We start from the raw sequence: 13406 nt of genomic DNA, 5'->3' as shown, positions 1-13406 counted from the left end.
ACGAATCTGATGAACGGAAGTGCCACCTCCCCCGAAGAGAAGCTTGGAAGCGTTTTCGAAAATAATCGGAAGGCCTTCGAGCCGTTCATCTCGGCGATCTGGTTTCCGCACTATAAGTCGCTTGAGGATGGCTTCCGTATTGAATTTACCTGGCCCATCACGGCGATAGTAGGACCTAACGGAACCAATAAAACCTCAATTCTTCACGCTTTAGCTGCTGCGCCTGAAAGTAGAAGTATCGCAGAGTATTGGTTTTCCACCAAGCTCGATGACATAGACAAGTGGGGCGGCGGTGAAGGTGCAAAGGCAAATACAGATCCCCATAGGTTTGTCTATTCCTACGGAGGCGAGCCGGGGCAAGCCGAGTGTAGGAAAGCACGCGTTACGCGTAAGTTTCGCGGTAAGGATGTGCCTGAACGTCTTCAAGGGAAAGCTGACCCCGACTATTGGGAGCCTACGAAGCCAGCGATCCGTGATGGAATGAAGAAATTCGAAGCTGATCCGAGTCAAGATAACAAACATCAAGACCGATGGGCGCTCATTAAGAAACCGATCTTGTTCCTTGACTTGAAGGCTGAAATCAGTGCTTTTGACAAGTTCTTAAACCACAGTAGCCCGGACAGGTTCACTGACACTTCAACGAAAAAACGCATCAGAGCGCAAGCGCGAGCCGCAAGACTTGATAAAGCACTAAAGGGTGATACAACCGCGAAAGACATCCTCTCAAGAGTCCTGGAGGGACCGCGCAGCTTGGATCGGGAGGCAGTAAAGGAAATCTCGACCATTCTTGGAAAGGACATCGACGGGATAGATGTCATCAAGCACACTCTCTTCGGGGCTCCTGGTACAACCTTTCGATTAAACCTTAAATCCTCAAGCATTGAGTACTCCGAGGCGCATGCGGGAAGCGGCGAGTTTACGGTCGTACGTCTCGTGGACGAAATACATCGAGCTCCCTCGCAATCGCTAATCTTGCTCGATGAGCCAGAGATCTCACTGCACCCGGGGGCGCAGGAAAGATTCATGGATTTCCTCATGCGCCAAGCTTTGGCTAAGAAACTGCAGGTAGTGCTCTCAACCCATTCTCCGGCAATTGTTGACACTCTACCCTCCGGCGCAATTAAGGTCTTGGGATTTGATGATGTTACGCATCAGGTCAAATTGCTTGCCCAAAGCTGTAGTCCATCCGAAGCCTTTAATGCCTTAGGGTTCAATCCTCGCAACAATACGCGCCTATGCATTTATTTAGAAGATGAACTTACCAAGGAAATCGTAGAGGCGAGTTTGAGGCGTAAACGGCCAAACTGGATGGATTTGGTCGAAATTCAGATTATTCCAGGTGGTGCTAGCTCAATAGTAAGAAAAGTTCTGCCGGTTCTGGCTATGGAAAGCAACCCGAAAACGGCTGCCACTGTGATTTTGCTAGACGGAGATCAGAAAAAGCCTGCATTCGAGAAATTCCTAGGCTTGTCAGATTTTGATCTGGATACTCATATTCGCAGAGAAGGCTTCGAAAAAACATGGGATGAATATGTTCATGAAACTGAGCCTGAAAAGTTTATCCACTGTGATGCTTCGAACGCGCAGGATGTAGAAAGCGGCCTAATTAATTTTGCTCGAACACGACTAGGGTTTTTGGGTAACTCATGGCCGGAAAGAATGCTCGCGGAGCAAATATTTCCAGACGATTTCAAAGAGGCGTTTCATGAGGGGGATTCAAGGGAAAACGAGTCGGGTAAGAGTTGGAAGCTCTGGTGGCTGTCAAAAACTGCCGATGATTTTAAGTTATCCGCTAGCGAAAGCCCAAGTGTCAAACAAACGTTCGAATATCAAAAAGTTCTTTTAAACACGCTTCGCGAGGACAATCCGATTTTCGACATGGTGGTCAACGAGATAGAGCGTATTGCTAACGGTTTCGTCTGAGTATCGGCATGATTCGTGACGTGCCAACATTCATTGCTACAATGCCCAGCCGATAGCCCAGCCGAGGTGACATAGGCGATTAGGGCTGTACTTCCTGTTCCTCCCCGCACACCACTCGGAGTTTCCATGTCACACACCGTTTCCACGCAGGCCGCACAGAAGGCCGAATGGACCCCCGCCCGCCGCGCGCTCGTCATCGCAGGCGCCGTCCTCATCGCCGCCACCTGGCTGTACTTCGTTCTGGTTCACCCGGCGGACTGGGACCAGGTCACCGGCTCCGGCCCGGGCATCGCGCTGCTCGCCGGCTATGGCATCGGCACCGCGCTGCTGCTCGCAGCCGTCATCCCGGTGCTGCCCGCGCGCACGCTGGGGCTGATCCCGATTGCGATCATCATCAACTCTGTCGTCGGCGAGATCGTCGGCTCCATCGGCCTGCCGCTGTACCTGGACTCCGTGGGCACGGTGCTCGTCGCGGCGCTCGCTGGCCCGGTTGCAGGCATGGCCACCGGCGCGCTGAACAACGTGGTGTGGGGCCTGCTCAACCCGGCCGCGCTGCCGTTCGCCGCGGGTGCGGCGCTGATCGGCTGGCTGGCCGGCGTGTTCATCCACCGCTTCAACGCGCTGCGCAACATCGCCACCGTGATCGGCTTCGGCCTGGTACTGGGGCTTATCGGCGGCATGGTCGCCGCCCCGGTCGCGGCCTACGTCTACGGCGGCACCGCCGGTGTGGGCACCGGCGCGCTGGTCAGCCTGTTCCGCGAGATGGGCGGCTCGCTCATCGCGTCCGTGACCACCCAGGCGTTCATCTCGGACCCGGTGGACAAGGTCATTGTCATGCTGGTGGCGTACTTCACTGTTAAGGCGTTGCCGAAGCGCACCGTCGCCGCCTTCGCCCCGCAGAGCAAGCAGCCCAAGTAGCCACCCAACATGCCCCAGCCCCAGACCCGCCTGAACCCGCTGACCGCCCTGGTCATCGGCGCGTCCGGCTGGATTCTCGCGCTGGGGCTGAACACTCCGCAGGCCTCGCTCGCCATCATCGCCGCGGCCCTCGCTGCTGGCACGTGGCGTACCCGCAACCCGTCCGTCGTGGCGGCCACCGCAATCCTCGCCGCGCCCGTTGCCGCGTCGATGGTGCTCATCCACGCGCCCTACGGCGAGCACCGCATCGCCCCACTGCTCACCTCCGACGGGCTCGCGGACGCCGCCCACCTCACCGCCCGCTTCACCGCGCTCGTCGCGTGCCTGCTCGCCGCCGTGGCCTGGACGCGCACCCCGGATCTGGCCAAGGCCCTGCAGAACACCAGGGGAGGCAACCGCATCGGCTACATCGCCGGCACCACGCTGCAGCTCGGCCCCCAGGGTGCCAACCGCGCGCGCATCACCCGCGACGCCAACCGTCTCAAGAAGCGCCCAATCACAACCAAAACGGTCGTCCCGCACCTGATCATGCCCGTGCTCACGGAGCTGCTCACCCAGGCCGGCGCCCGCGGCCAGGCGCTGGAAACCGCAGGCTACGACCTCACCGGCCCCCGCACCGTCCTGCGCCCGGTCCACGACAGCCCGGCCCAGCGCGCCGCCCGCATCCTCGTCCCGCTTACCTGCGTGGCGGTGGTCCTATGGATCTAACCCCGCTCAAGCAAGCACTTAACCAGCACCGCACCGTCGAGGTCATCGGCAACTCTGGCGCGGGCCTGACCACCCTCGCCGCCCAGGCGCACAACGAGTGGGCAGGCGTCGCCGTGGTCCAGCAGGACGCCACCGCGCACGTGTCCTACCTGCGTGACACGGTCATCGAGGAGGTCGCGCTCGGCCTCGAGCAGCGCGGCACACCCACCCCGGAGATGCAGCGTCGCTGCGAGCGCATCCTCAGCGCCGCGGGACTCACAGAACTCGCCGAGCGCCACCCCGCACAACTCTCCGGCGGCCAAACACGCCGCCTGGCCATCGCGGCCGTCGCGGTCCTGGAGCCGGCCATCCTGCTTCTCGACGACCCCTTCGCCGGCCTCGACCCCACCTCCGCCACCCACATCATCCGCCTACTCGAAGCCTTGCCGTCGCGCATCGTGGTCCTCGGCAACCGCCCCCGCCTCAACGCAGCAAAGCTTTCGCTTATCGACGGCATCCTGTCTCCCTCACCCCCTCCCACCCACGAAACCAGCCTGCCTCCACGCGTGGAGCCCACAGGCGAACCGATCGACCTCGGCGCGATCACCGCCACCCGCGGCGGAAAACCCCGCAGGTGGTGGCAGTTCCGCGCAAACGAGGACCCGGAGTTCACCGTCGGTCCGATCCACCTGACCGTGCGCCCCGGCCAGGCCGTGTGGCTGCGCGGCGACAACGGTGCTGGCAAGACCACACTGCTACGCGCGATGGCCGGCCTAGACGGCAACCCGGGGCTTGCTCTCGGCGTCTCCCTCGCGCTGCAGCGCGCCGCCGACCAACTCGCCGAATCCACGGTGGGGGAGTTCGTCGGCGACCCGGACGCCGTCGCCGCACTCGGACTCGACCCGGAAACCCACCCCCTGGACCTCCCGGCCGCGCACCTTCGCCTGACTCAGCTCGCCCAGGTCTTCGCCCAGAACCGCCCGCTCGTGCTTCTCGACGAACCCGACGTCGGCCTCGACGCCCCCTCCCGTGACCGCGCCCACGCCCTCATCGCCGAGGGACTTCGCTCCGGCCAGGCCGTGATCTTCACCTGCCACGACACCTCATTCGCCGCGGAGGTGGGGGAGTACGCGACAATCGGTTCTTCGCATTGTCGGAATACCTGAGATTGACCCAGGTTGAAACAAGTGTGCGATTTCGCTTAGGTCATATCGATTAGAGAGCTTAGAGTCATCCTCAATACGATTTAGAAGATTGGTGTGGAAGAGGGACGCGGTATGGGCAGTGGACAACCCTTAGGTCTAAAAGTTGTGGATTTGTTCTCCGGATGTGGAGGAATGTCCCTGGGGTTTCTAGAAGAAGGATTCAAGATTCAGGCTGCATTCGATAATTGGGGGCCTGCTGTAGAAGTTTATCGGCGAAATTTTGACCATCCTGCGTTCAAAATGGATCTTTCCGAAATCGATAGATCAATTGAACGTATCGTGCCGTTTGCACCCGACGTAATTATCGGCGGTCCTCCCTGCCAGGACTATTCGACGGCGGGTAGACAGGATGAAGGGCGTGGCCGAGCCGCGCTTTCCTTAGCTTTTAGCGAGATTGTGACGGCGCTCAGGCCAAGGTTCGTGGTGATGGAAAACGTAGCCAACAGTCAGAAATCGCAGATCTGGCAGCGATCGGTTGAAACGCTCAGAAACGCTGGCTATGGGCTGAGTATTCAAACACTCGATGCCGCGTTTTGCGGTGTACCTCAGTGGCGAAAGCGCACTTTTGTTGTCGGCTGCCTTGGTGAGGCAGACGGGTTCCTGGATCGAGGCTTAGTTGACGGGCTGGCCGAAAAACCGATGACGATGCGCGACTATTTCGGGGACTCTTTAGCGATTGAGCACTATTTCCGGGTGCCTACCAACTACAGCAGACGTGCGGTGTTTAGTATCGATGAGCCGTCAATGACGATTCGAGGCGTGGAGCGTCCTATTCCTCCTGGTTATAAAGGAAACCCTCGCGACTCTGCGCCAGTGAATGAAACTCGCCCGCTCACGATTAAAGAAAGAAGTATGGTGCAGACTTTTCCCGAGGGCTTTGATTTTTTTGGTGGCAAATCTGATTTGAACCAAATGATTGGCAATGCGGTGCCGGTAAACATGGCCCGGCATGTCGCCAAAGCATTGAAGACTTACCTGGAGGAGGGTAAGTGAAAGTTATTGACTTGTTCGCTGGCTGTGGCGGTATGACACAGGGTTTCCAAGACGCCGGACACGAGGTTGTCGCCGGGTTTGATCACTGGAAACCGGCGTTGGAAATATATGCAGCGAATTTCAATCACCCAATCTACGATCTTGATCTTGCGGACGCGGTAGCGGCCAAGACTCTTATGCAATTCGAGGCTGATGCGATCATCGGTGGCCCTCCTTGCCAAGACTTTTCAATTTCTGGTAAGAGGCATCAGGGTGAGAGGGCAAACCTGACAGTTCAATTTGGTCGCCTGGTGGCGCAGGTGAGACCTTCCTGGGTCGTCTTTGAGAATGTTTACAATGTGACCCGATTCGAATCGCTGTCCAGGATGAAAACTGTTTTGTCGGAAGCGGGTTACGGCTTAAGTGAAACAGTGCTAGATGCAAGCTATTTCGGAGCGCCGCAGGCACGGAAGCGATATTTTCTTGTAGGCAAACTCGGAGAACGCGATGGGTTTTTCGACGAAAAACTACTTGAGGGGCGAGATGAAGTGCCTATGACTGTAAGGGATTACCTGGGGGATCGTTTACAGACAGACTTTTATTATATGCACCCAAGGAGCTATAAGCGCCGAGCGGTTTTTTCGATCGATGAGCCTGCCGCAACCATACGAGGAATCAATCGCCCGATTCCAAAGAACTATGTTGCGCATCGTGGTGACGCAGCGAGGATCGAAGATGGAGTCAGGGCTTTGACTACCCGAGAGCGAGCTCTGATCCAGACCTTTCCTGATCATTTCAAGCTGCCTGGAGCCAAAACAAACGTCGAGCTAGCGATTGGAAATGCAGTTCCCCCCAAGCTGGCATTCCATTTGGCCTCTAGGATTAGCGAGTATGGACTTCCAAGCTAAAAACCAGCCGGGTTCAAGTTACTTTCGCCTGATCCAGGCTCCAGAGACATACGCGCAATCGGAGGATGACTTTCACTTTCACTACAACAGGAATAGTGGAGGCGGCCAAGCATTTCTCGGTGGGGTCTTTTTCGATGAGGAAGGTAGGCCGCAAACAGCTTCTGAACTGAATAATAAGCGAGCGAAATTGCGGATTGGCTTCCGGGACCGATTTGGCTTCCCAGCGAGCATCGATCTGGATGATCCGGAGGCTGAATATGAAATCAAACCCCGGGGTGCTGGGTCTAATTCCATGAAGTTCGTAATTGAAAATCGAATCCGACCAAGTCTCGTGATCGATGCTGCGCTCTGCCTACCCCCCACAACGACGGTGGGTAGGATTGCTGCGCCTGCCGCCTCTCCTCTTACCAGTCGTAATTACTGGTTGCAATCAATGTGGCTGGAGGTTGAGGGCTCGGAAACTAGAACTCCGATGCTGGTTCCTCGTGATCTTGTATTTGCTTCGAGTGCAGCGCTGGATGGCGAGGACACACCGCTCCGGTTCTGGAACGTTGATTTTCAAACAAGAATTCGTGACTTCCTTGAGTTCGATCTTGATTCGATTGAGCGCGGTACCGCTAGGGAGGCGGTTGAACTCTTTCAGGCTTTTTACCGAGGGGAAGCAAACTTCGAATACCAAGTGTTCTCGAAGTACCGAGATAGCTTAATGCAGTATCTAGCGAGCACATACCCAGCGGAATACGACGGCTACTCGGATCCGTTGCCCTTCATGATCGGAAAATATGATGCTCCGGCAGGAGAGATTGACCGGCAGCCCAGTAAGCTCGGAATACCCAAAGATATTGGAGAGAGTCGAAACTTAATTTTCTTTGGGGCGCCAGGAACTGGGAAATCCTACCGGTTGAATCAACTAGTAGAAGCGCACTTCGCTCCAGAGGAGCGACGCCGGATTACTTTCCATCCGGAATACACTTACTCGCAGTTCGTTGGATCGTTTAAACCGGTTTCGGACCCCAATGACTCAGGGGAGATAGCGTACCTATATGTCTTCGGTCCTTTCCTCGAAGCTTACGTGGATGCAGTTTCGAATCCTGAAAAGAATTTCGTTTTGGTGATCGAGGAGATCAACCGAGCAAACCCCGCAGCAGTTTTCGGTGAGTTGTTTCAGCTACTGGATAGGAATTCAGACGGCGAGAGTGAGTACGGAGTAAGTACGTCTCGCGAACTACGAACTGAGTTAGAGCAAAATTTCAACCACCTCGTAGCAGGGGCAGAATCTCACCCGCGTGCGTTGGAGTTGAAGCTTCCCCCGAACTTGTATCTGTGGTGCACGATGAATAGTGCCGACCAAGGGGTGTTTCCAGTTGACACTGCGTTTAGGAGACGTTGGGACTTCCGATACGTGGGGCTTAACGAGGGCTCCGCCGAGATTTCGAGCTATGCGGTTCCATTAGGGCAAACCGGATGGGTTAATTGGAATGATCTTCGGAAAGAGATAAATGGGGCATTGCGTTCTGCGGGAGTCAATGATGATCGTTTGCTGGGTCCATTTTTTCTGAAGCCATCGGATCTGGTTAGTCCGGATTTCACTCGTATCTTCAAGGAAAAGGTGCTCCTGTACCTGTACGAAGATGCCGCAAAGTTGAAGCGCAAAGCCGTATTTCGAAGTGAAGTTGGCACGAGCTACGAGGCACTTTGCGAAAGTTTCGATGAGCTAGGTGAACAGGTTTTTCAAAACATTGGAACGCTCCAACGTCAGGCGAAAATCCCCGAATTCGCTGACCGTCCGAACTCTGACCCCGATGGACTGTAAGAATTGCTTGAGCAGAAATTTATCAGCTTTCTCGAGCTTGATGTTTTTACAGAGGAATCCTTTGTGGAGTCCGCCCGCCTGGGTACGGATTTCGTATCGGAGTTTCTAAAGCAATCTCTGGAGATGGGGATCGTCAAACCAGTAGCAGCTGATAAAACTCGACAAGGTGAGCGCGTTTACCAGTGGACGTTCGTGGGGGTTGTTTGCTACCGACAGCTTTCGGTCTGGGTATATCCCAAATATATGGATGCTGAAGAACCTGATCTAGACCATTTTCAGACCGTTATGCGGGCGATTGATTCGCTTGAATCAAGCACCTTGATCGAAGAGGAGGCTCGGGAGTTATTCGTAGAAGATAACCTGCTTTCCAGCAGTGGCACGTTCTTCCTCAGACTGGTACAGCTCTTTGAGGAGTATGGACTCTACGGTGCGGAAGAGTCCACCTACGAGATTAACGGTTCTGGGGACATTGACTGGCCGCGGACTTTCGCTCTGGGCCCTTCATTCGTAAAGGGAGCGAGTTTCTATTACACCAATACGTACACGCGTAAGCAGGTTGCAGATACCGCTAGTTTAGTGAGGCAGATACATGCTGGATTACTTACTGCGAGCGGGCAGTTTCTGGAACGGAGCGGACTTGATTTTCTCTTAGGTTTGGAACTACCCCCACTAGCAGGAACGCCGCTGGAAGAACTAGGGGATACGACTACCTTGATCCACCACATTGATCGGGAAGCGATTGAACAAAACCTGCACTGGAAGCGGCAGGTGCTTGATTGTATGAGGGCGCTTCTCAGCGAGGACTACAGCGGGGTTGCTATGGAATCCCTCGTAGTCTTTGGAACTAGAGCTTTTCATGTGTTCTGGGAGGAGGCATGTAGTGCCTTTCTTGGAAACGATTTGAAGGCTTCACTGCAGAGCCTAAAATTCCCGCTCTCTACTGGGACAGACTTTGATCCAAAGGCCTCCATCGATTCACTAATTCCAACGCCTACTTGGGAGTTACAGGGGCAAACTTTTTCTACAAATAGGAGGTTACGTCCGGACTTAATTCGTTTAATACCGTCTAAAGATGGAGTATGCCAGACGTGGACATTTGCCATTTTGGACGCGAAGTATTACCAGGTGACAGCAGAAGTCGGACAAAATGGCATGCCAACCATCAGTGGCGAACCAGAACTTGAGTCGGTAACCAAACAATTTTTGTACCGCACGGCTTTTCGTGCCCTTGTCGAGAACGACGGCGTTGACAATATGGTGAATGCATTCCTTCTGCCGAGCCCGTCAGCCCAAGTCGAAATACTAGGAACGGTCAAGTTTCCAGTTGTCACAGAGGTTTTAGAACCGCCTGCGACCAATGAAATATCAGTCTGGTCGCTTCCGGCTGAAAAGGTTTTACGGTCGATTTTCGAGCCTGCTGACGCAGATGGCAATTTGCGCACAATGCTTGATCTCGTAGCCTCAAGTGATCAGTAGGAAGATTGCCTTCAGCATGTAGCCATACTAAACGGGCAAGGGTGGAGCTGCCGTCGATAAGCAAAAGGCTCCTAGAACTCGGCGCGGTCGATGACGTCGCGAAGTGTGGTGGCGGAGTGGCGGAACTTCTCCAGCTCGTCGGAGTCGAGGCGCAGTTCCACGACGTTGCGTACGCCGCTGCGGTTGAGGACGGTGGGGGTGCCGAGGTAGAGGTCGTCGAGCCCGTACTCGCCCTGCAGGAGTGCGGAGACGGGCAGGACCACGTCCTCGTTGCGCAGGATCGCACGCGTGATGCGGGCGAGTGCGTTGCCGATGCCGAAAGCGGTGTTGCCCTTGCGTTTGATGATGTCGTAGGCGGCGTCGCGGGTGCGGACGAACATCTCGTCGATCTGGGTGTAGATGTCCGGGTTGGTCTCCGCCTCGGTCTCCAGCAAGGCGCTCAGCGGCACACCGCCGACGGAGCCGGAGGACAACACGGGCAGCTCGGTGTCGCCGTGCTCGCCGATGATGTGGGCGTGCACCGCGGACGGGGCGATGTCGAAGTGCAGGCCCAGGTTGTGGCGCCAGCGGGCGGTGTCCAGCACGGTGCCGGAGCCGATGACCTGGTTCGACGGCAGGCCGGTCTGCTTCCAGGTGATGTAGGTGAGCACGTCCACTGGGTTGGTGGCCACGACGTAGATGCCGTTGAAGCCGTTAGCCATGACTTCCTTGTTGATGGACTCGAAGATGGCGGCGTTGCGGGCGATCAGGTCGATGCGGGTTTCGCCGTCGCGCTGCGCCACGCCGGCGCAGTTGACCACGAGTGCGGCGTCGCGGCAGTCCTCGTAGGTGCCTACCGTGACGTCCATGTGGTGGCCGGAGAACGGAACGGCGTGGTTTAAGTCCTCAACCTGGGCCCAGACGAGGTCCTCGTTGAGGTCGATGATGGCCAGGTGGTCTGCCAGGCCCTGGTTGACAATTGCGTATGCGAAGGCGGTGCCGACAGCGCCGGCGCCGATAAGGACGATCTTGTTGCCATGAGTCACGGTCATGCGACCAAGTGTGTCAGAAACCGGGCGATCGCGTGCAGTGGGGTTGGACGGAAAACGGCCTCGGCGCGAGCGCTGGGCGGATACCATGCAGAGAAGACTTCGAAGGGAAGAGAAGGGGAGCGACATGCTGTCGGTGACAGATCTCAGGGGCCGTGCGTTGACGGTGCGCGAACTGCGGAAGGTGCTTCCTCGCGCGGGTGCGGACGTGAACTCGGTGGTGCCTCAAGTGGCTCCGATTGTGGAGGCGGTGCGTGAGCGCGGTGCGCAGGCGGCGCAGGAGTACGGGGAGCGCTTCGACGGCGTGCGCCCGGCTTCGATCCGTGTGCCTGCTGAGGTCATCGCGGAGGCCGTGGACGGTCTCGACGCGGACGTGCGCTCGGCGTTGGAGACCTCAATCGCACGCATCCGCGCCGTGCACGCCGATCAGAAACCCGCTGGGCACACCACCGAGCTCGCGCCGGGTGCCACGGTGGCCGAGGTGTTCCGCCCGGTGCAGCGTGTGGGCCTGTACGTCCCCGGCGGCAAGGCCGTGTATCCGTCGAGTGTGCTCATGAACGCGATTCCCGCCCAGGAGGCTGGCGTGGGTTCGATGGTGGTGTGCTCGCCGCCGCAGGCAGACTTCGGCGGCTGGCCGCACCCGACGATCCTCGCGGCGTGCGCTCTGGTTGGGATCGATGAGGTGTGGGCGGCTGGTGGCGCCCAAGCCGTCGCGCTGCTGGCCTACGGCGACGAGGACCTGGAGCCGGTGGACATGGTCACCGGTCCCGGCAATGTCTTCGTCGCCGCCGCGAAGCGTGTGGTCAACGGGGTGGTGGGCATTGACGCGGAGGCGGGCCCCAGCGAGATCGCGATCATCGCCGACGAGACGGCCAACCCGGTATATCTGGCCTACGATCTGATCTCCCAGGCCGAGCACGACGAGCACGCCGCGTCGATCCTGGTCACCGATTCGCCTGCGCTTGCCGAGGCGGTCAACCGCGAGATTGCCGAGCGCTACCAGGTCACGCTCAACGCCGAGCGCGTGCGCGCTGCACTCGAGGGCCCACAATCGGGCATCTTGCTTGTCGACGACCTCCGGTCCGCCGTCACCGTCACCAACGCCTACGCACCTGAGCACTTAGAGATCCACACCGGCAACGCCGGTGACGTAGCCGCGCAGATCACCAACGCCGGCGCGATCTTCGTCGGGCAGCACGCGCCGGTGCCGCTCGGAGACTATTCCGCGGGATCCAACCACGTGCTGCCCACATCCGGCACGGCCCGCTTCGCGGCGGGGTTGAGCACCCACACCTTCCTCAAACCCGTCAACGTGGTCGAGTACTCCGCGGGCGCGCTGGCCGAGGTGACGGATGCCGTGATCACCCTCGCCGACGCCGAGCGCCTCCCGGCACACGGCGAGGCCATCCGAGCGAGGCGGGAGGACTACCAGGGCTCGTAATTGTTGTCTCGGCCAGGAAGGGACTTCTCAAAAATCTGCTCGTCTCCGCGAGCTTGACCCAGAATGAGGAAGAACAGCTGAGCAGCATCCAAATTGGGTAGCTCGCGGACTACTTGCTCCATCGTCTCTGCAACGTTTCCCCAGGGTTGCTCGCGAATCTCTTTTGCGAACACCCTCCAGTCGAAAATGTCGCCGTACTGGAGCGTGGCAGCGTAGACCTCATACGGCCAAGACGCTATAGGGTCCGACGGCGAGGCCGCTACGTTGCGGAACATAGCCTCACTGATCACGTTAGGCATGCTGCAATTTCCTTACACACCGATTCAACCTTTGACCATGAATCCCACCCGGACACGACGCCCTTGTAGCTACCAAGGGAATCCTTATTGTGACTGTCAGCAGGGTTAGGAGCCGAAAGCATGTAAACCAGCTCCGATAGAACCGAACCGTCCGTGTTGGTGAACTCGCTGTAGAACGAGTCAATCTCTTTCAAAACCTCGCACGCGGTGGAAATACCAAGTGTTGAACCTACCGCTGCGACATCGAGGTAGTCACGAACCTGGTTCCGCTGGACGATCAAGAATGCCTTGGTACGAAGAACCTCGGCAATCGTAGGGATCTGAAGCTGAGAGCCGTTAGGCAGTTCGACTGTCTCCACCTCCAGAGGGGTCTTGCGGCGCAAGTTGCGCAAACCAGCCTGATAACCGTCTAGAGATCCCATGATGGTCATCGGCGGACGGGACGCGCGGGGATTTGTCGACCACCCGTCCAAACCCACGACAGCTTCTAGAACTGCATCGTAGCGGCTCTGGAGATGCTCAATGACGTGGTCGTGGTCGAACGACATGCGGTGGTGCGCATAGAACGCAGCTGCGCTCCCGCCTACGAGTACTGCGTCAGGCGCTACCTCCTGCAGTTTGGCTGCAGATTCATACAGCTTTTGCATGTCGTTCATGCTTTGAGAATAGATTCAGTGTTGTCGCAGCTCAACCACCCGTCCATGCGTAAGAAAACCCAGCGCTGGGAGAGCAGCGT

12 protein-coding genes are annotated in these 13406 nt (G+C 57.4%); 9 read left to right on the top strand and 3 right to left on the bottom strand.

Going from position 1 to position 13406, the window contains the following annotated elements; genetic code table 11:
* Positions 1-9 precede the first annotated feature (9 nt).
* From MHY23_RS00585 to MHY23_RS00550, 8 genes are all read left to right on the top strand, one after another.
* Positions 10-1923 carry an ATP-dependent endonuclease gene (locus MHY23_RS00585; protein WP_239305973.1) on the top strand — a complete coding sequence of 638 codons (1914 nt, stop codon included), beginning with the start codon at positions 10-12 and terminating at the stop codon, positions 1921-1923.
* A 126-nt stretch (positions 1924-2049) separates the two neighbouring features.
* Complete coding sequence (locus MHY23_RS00580; RefSeq protein ID WP_239305972.1) at positions 2050-2841, top strand: ECF transporter S component; 792 nt, start codon at positions 2050-2052, stop codon at positions 2839-2841.
* Between the two features lie 9 nt (positions 2842-2850).
* Complete coding sequence (locus tag MHY23_RS00575; RefSeq protein WP_239305971.1) at positions 2851-3549, top strand: energy-coupling factor transporter transmembrane component T; 699 nt, start codon at positions 2851-2853, stop codon at positions 3547-3549.
* Entirely contained in the window at positions 3540-4694 is a 1155-nt protein-coding gene (locus MHY23_RS00570) for an ATP-binding cassette domain-containing protein (protein ID WP_239305970.1), read from the top strand. Before MHY23_RS00575 ends, MHY23_RS00570 begins: the two co-directional genes overlap by 10 nt.
* A 93-nt stretch (positions 4695-4787) precedes the next feature.
* Complete coding sequence (locus MHY23_RS00565; protein ID WP_239305969.1) at positions 4788-5726, top strand: DNA (cytosine-5-)-methyltransferase; 939 nt, start codon at positions 4788-4790, stop codon at positions 5724-5726.
* A complete protein-coding gene (locus MHY23_RS00560) occupies positions 5723-6613 on the top strand; it encodes a DNA cytosine methyltransferase (protein WP_239305968.1) in 891 nt (296 codons plus the stop codon). The genes MHY23_RS00565 and MHY23_RS00560 overlap by 4 nt, the downstream gene beginning before the upstream one ends.
* Positions 6597-8426, top strand: coding sequence for an McrB family protein (locus tag MHY23_RS00555; RefSeq protein WP_239305967.1), 1830 nt, complete (start codon positions 6597-6599; stop codon positions 8424-8426). The genes MHY23_RS00560 and MHY23_RS00555 overlap by 17 nt, the downstream gene beginning before the upstream one ends.
* A 3-nt stretch (positions 8427-8429) precedes the next feature.
* On the top strand, positions 8430-9902 hold the full coding sequence (locus MHY23_RS00550) for an LlaJI family restriction endonuclease (RefSeq protein WP_239305966.1): 1473 nt from the start codon (positions 8430-8432) through the stop codon (positions 9900-9902).
* 71 nt (positions 9903-9973) lie between these two features.
* Here the strand turns inward: MHY23_RS00550 and MHY23_RS00545 are convergent, their stop codons facing one another.
* Entirely contained in the window at positions 9974-10933 is a 960-nt protein-coding gene (locus MHY23_RS00545) for an L-lactate dehydrogenase (protein WP_239305965.1), read from the bottom strand.
* 124 nt (positions 10934-11057) lie between these two features.
* Here MHY23_RS00545 and hisD point away from each other — a divergent pair, with 124 nt between their 5' ends.
* Entirely contained in the window at positions 11058-12371 is a 1314-nt protein-coding gene (gene hisD, locus MHY23_RS00540) for a histidinol dehydrogenase (protein WP_239305964.1), read from the top strand.
* Here hisD and MHY23_RS00535 read toward each other — a convergent pair.
* Both MHY23_RS00535 and MHY23_RS00530 read right to left on the bottom strand, forming a co-directional pair.
* A complete protein-coding gene (locus MHY23_RS00535) occupies positions 12356-12670 on the bottom strand; it encodes a hypothetical protein (protein ID WP_239305963.1) in 315 nt (104 codons plus the stop codon). The genes hisD and MHY23_RS00535 overlap by 16 nt on opposite strands.
* Positions 12658-13326 carry a hypothetical protein gene (locus MHY23_RS00530; protein WP_239305962.1) on the bottom strand — a complete coding sequence of 223 codons (669 nt, stop codon included), beginning with the start codon at positions 13324-13326 and terminating at the stop codon, positions 12658-12660. Before MHY23_RS00530 ends, MHY23_RS00535 begins: the two co-directional genes overlap by 13 nt.
* Positions 13327-13406: the final 80 nt, after the last annotated feature.

The sequence above is a fragment of the Corynebacterium sp. ACRQP genome (assembly GCF_022345915.1).
Classification (GTDB): domain Bacteria; phylum Actinomycetota; class Actinomycetes; order Mycobacteriales; family Mycobacteriaceae; genus Corynebacterium; species Corynebacterium lehmanniae.
This window is presented reverse-complemented; position numbering and strand designations above follow the sequence as displayed.

What these genes read in the sequence shown, in the direction of transcription:
- MHY23_RS00535 (WP_239305963.1), bottom strand. Translation starts at nt 12,670, where the DNA reads ATGCCTAACGTGATCAGTGAGGCTATGTTCCGCAACGTAGCGGCCTCG.
- MHY23_RS00545 (WP_239305965.1), bottom strand. Translation starts at nt 10,933, where the DNA reads ATGACCGTGACTCATGGCAACAAGATCGTCCTTATCGGCGCCGGCGCT.
- MHY23_RS00580 (WP_239305972.1), top strand. Translation starts at nt 2,050, where the DNA reads ATGTCACACACCGTTTCCACGCAGGCCGCACAGAAGGCCGAATGGACC.
- MHY23_RS00575 (WP_239305971.1), top strand. Translation starts at nt 2,851, where the DNA reads ATGCCCCAGCCCCAGACCCGCCTGAACCCGCTGACCGCCCTGGTCATC.
- MHY23_RS00555 (WP_239305967.1), top strand. Translation starts at nt 6,597, where the DNA reads ATGGACTTCCAAGCTAAAAACCAGCCGGGTTCAAGTTACTTTCGCCTG.
- MHY23_RS00570 (WP_239305970.1), top strand. Translation starts at nt 3,540, where the DNA reads ATGGATCTAACCCCGCTCAAGCAAGCACTTAACCAGCACCGCACCGTC.
- MHY23_RS00530 (WP_239305962.1), bottom strand. Translation starts at nt 13,326, where the DNA reads ATGAACGACATGCAAAAGCTGTATGAATCTGCAGCCAAACTGCAGGAG.
- MHY23_RS00585 (WP_239305973.1), top strand. Translation starts at nt 10, where the DNA reads ATGAACGGAAGTGCCACCTCCCCCGAAGAGAAGCTTGGAAGCGTTTTC.
- hisD (WP_239305964.1), top strand. Translation starts at nt 11,058, where the DNA reads ATGCTGTCGGTGACAGATCTCAGGGGCCGTGCGTTGACGGTGCGCGAA.